The sequence below is a fragment of the Desulfallas sp. Bu1-1 genome (assembly GCF_015594625.1).
Classification (GTDB): Bacteria; Bacillota; Desulfotomaculia; order Desulfotomaculales; family Desulfallaceae; genus JADNRQ01.
Map to the genome: position 1 here is coordinate 1 of NZ_JADNRQ010000044.1, position 3066 is coordinate 3066.

The 3066-nt window shown below is 50.5% G+C and carries 2 protein-coding genes and 1 riboswitch; both genes read left to right on the top strand.

All coding sequences use genetic code 11. The annotated features are described in order from the left end of the window. The first annotated feature begins 365 nt into the window (after positions 1-365). A riboswitch (cyclic di-GMP riboswitch) is annotated at positions 366-451 on the top strand. A gap of 194 nt (positions 452-645) precedes the next feature. Then, complete coding sequence (locus tag IT084_RS17445) at positions 646-1062, top strand: chemotaxis protein CheW (RefSeq protein ID WP_195714159.1); 417 nt, start codon at positions 646-648, stop codon at positions 1060-1062. A 28-nt stretch (positions 1063-1090) separates the two neighbouring features. Continuing rightward, a complete protein-coding gene (locus IT084_RS17450) occupies positions 1091-2650 on the top strand; it encodes a methyl-accepting chemotaxis protein (RefSeq protein WP_195714160.1) in 1560 nt (519 codons plus the stop codon). Positions 2651-3066: the final 416 nt, after the last annotated feature.

Genomic DNA, 3066 nt, shown 5'->3' on the forward strand with positions numbered 1-3066 from the left:
GGGGGGGGGGTAAATATTCTATATATGTTAAAATATTGAAAAAAAGAAAATATATGACTCTATACCGTCTTTTGATCTTCCATTTTCTTCTTCTTTTTCTTCTTCTTTTTCTTCTTCTTCGTTCCCCACCATTTAGTTTTTATCCCATTATTTCGCTAACGGCCTGTCTTTTTTTCTTATTCTCTCCGAAAGTGTAATGCGAAATCAATGTTCATTCATACTACCGGTGCGTTGGTTGGAATCCAGGAGGACCGTTTTAATGTCGCTTCCCGGCATTCCCGGCGGGTGGCGTTTTACGCGTTGATGCTGGCCAAAGAGCCGGGCATGTCCGTTAGCGAGTTGCGCGCAATAGAGGATTTGTTTAATCAAAAACCGGGCAAACCGTTCGAAAGATCGGGGCGCAAAGCTATGGGCCTAAGGCTTTTTAAGCTATGGCTGCCAGGCTGCTTAAATAATGTATAGGGTTATTTAAGGCGGCCATGGTTAGCGTGGTCGTTTTTGTATTTCATACAAGAAAAGGAGGTAATAGCTTGGGTATATGCACTCCGGTTATTATATGTGAATAATTCGCCATTTCACCGTTTGTTGCAAAACGAGAAAACATATGCGGTATAGTACTTTGCGTTCTTAAAGGGGGAGGTTTTTTTGGTTGCAAACGATCAATTGGTTGTTTTCGGGCTAAACAATCAACGATATGCGCTGCCTATAAATAATGTATCAGAAATCATCCGGATGATGGAAGTAACCAGGGTCCCAAATATAAGATATTACTATAAAGGAATAATAAACCTTAGAGGGTCAATTGTTCCTGTCATGAGTCTGAATCTGCGCTTGGGCTTGGAGGAGAGCGAGTTGGGTGGGGATTCCCGCATTATAGTGACAGAGTCGGACGGGCGAAAACTGGGCTTGATAGTAGATACTGTATATTCAGTGTCCCGGTATTCCGGGGATGAAGTGGAAAAACCGGATTCAGTAAATGATGAAGGACAGTTTATTACGGGCATTGTTCATCACGAGGACGGTATGATTTTGCTTTTAAACCTGCACGGGATAATGGATTAAATATATTTGTATTAAGGGGGATTTCGAAATGAGAATGTCCATTGGAATGAAAATCGGCGGCGGTTTCGTTTTACTGCTTCTTTTTATGACTGCCGTGGCGATCGAGGCGTTGCTTATAATGGGGAATACGATTTCGGATGCCGCCAATGTCGATCAGCGGGTGGTGCGCCTTAGTTTAGACTATCAGATCAACGGTTCCTTCAAAGAAGCATCAAGAGACCTGCGGGCTTTCTTTCTCTATGGCGACGAGAAATACTTAAACGAATACAAAAAGGATATCGAGAACACGCATATCCTGCTGGAGAAACGACTCAACAACTGTTCCACCCAGGCCCGGCCCAAACTGGAGGAAGTGCTCACCAAGGTCACTGAATACGACCGGCAGATTGCCAGCCGTGCAATTCCTCTGGCCAAGGAAGGCAAGTTCCAAGAAGCTGTTGCCGCATCACAAAGCATCGCTTCTTATGCCAACGACGCTGAAAAGATTCTGGCCGAACTGATTATGGAAAATGAACAAAAGACCGGGGTCGTCGTGGATAGCATGCAGGCAGGTGCTGCCCACGGACGCTCTCTGGTCATCCTTGTTAGCGCTTTTGCCCTGGTCGCCGGGCTCCTCATGGCAGTGTTTATAACCCGCATGATCACCCGCCCCATCCTGGCCACGGTGCGCGAGGCGGGCCGTATCGCTGAAGGCGACCTCACAGGCGAAGAACTGGTGGTGCGCACCCGGGACGAGATCGCCAGTTTGGCCGAGGCTTTCAACCGCATGCGCACAAACTTGCGCGAGATCGTCGGCCAGGTAGTCCAAACGTCCAAGCAGGTGGCTGAATCGTCCTCCCAGCTCGCCGCCCAGGCCGAGCAGACCGCCGCCGGTGCGAACGAGACGGCCTCCACCATGAGCGAAATGGCCTCGACCGTCGAGCAGGTAACCGAAAATGCGCAGAAGGTATCAGCGGCGGCCGAACAGGCTGCGGCCCGGGCCGCTGAAGGTGCCGGGGGCGTCGAGCGGGTTATCGGGCAGATGAAGGCCATTGAGCAGTCAGCCGCCAACGTTTCTTCCGCCATCAATGCTCTCAACCAGACCGCAGGTCAGATCACCCAGATCGTGGACCTGATCACCCAGATTGCCGACCAGACAAACCTGCTGGCATTAAACGCCGCCATCGAAGCCGCCCGCGCCGGGGAACAGGGCCGCGGCTTTGCCGTCGTCGCCGAGGAAGTCCGCAAGCTAGCCGAGCAGTCGGCCAACGCCGCCAAGGAGATCTACGAACTGATCACCGCTGTTCAGGACGAGTCCGGGAAGGCGGTAGAGGTCATGGCCGCAGGGGCGGCGGATGTAACGGAGGGAAGCAAGGTGATCAACGAGGTTGGGACCAATATCAAGGCCATCAGTCTCGCCATCGAGGATGTTGCGCGGCAGGTCCAGGAGGTGGCCGCCGCCGCGGAGGAGATGTCGGCCGGCGTGCAGAACGTTGCCGGGACAACAGAAGAGCAGACATCGGCAATGGAGGAAGTCTCCGCCTCTACCGAAGAACTTACCGCGCTGGCCGGAGAACTGGACAGGTTGGCCGCGCGCTTCCGCGTGTAGGGGCACGGCCGCGCGGGAGCTGGCTCTGTTAAAGTAAACCGGGAGATGCATATTATGTGCCTCCATGACGGTATCGTTGGGGACATACCTCCGACCCCAAAGCTTTGCCCTAAAAGAGGAGGTGTGTCCCCTGACCGCTATTCCGCATCTAGTGTTCCACTCACTCCAGAAATCCGCCGGATCGCCTGCCGCTGTGGTGTTTTTGCAGTTAAATCAAATTTAAGTTAATTTTTATGCGTTACGTTTATTAACTTAATATCACAATTATAATAAAAATAATGTAGAATTTGGTCGATTTAGAGGAAATTTAAAAATTACATGTAATTATATTGCTAAATATAAGGATTAAAGGTTGATATTATGAAACGAAAACGAATGAGACACAACAAACATATGTTCGGGGGGGGGGGGGGTAA

Coding starts and splice junctions, on each gene's coding strand:
- IT084_RS17450 (WP_195714160.1), top strand. CDS start 1,091: ATGAGAATGTCCATTGGAATGAAAATCGGCGGCGGTTTCGTTTTACTG.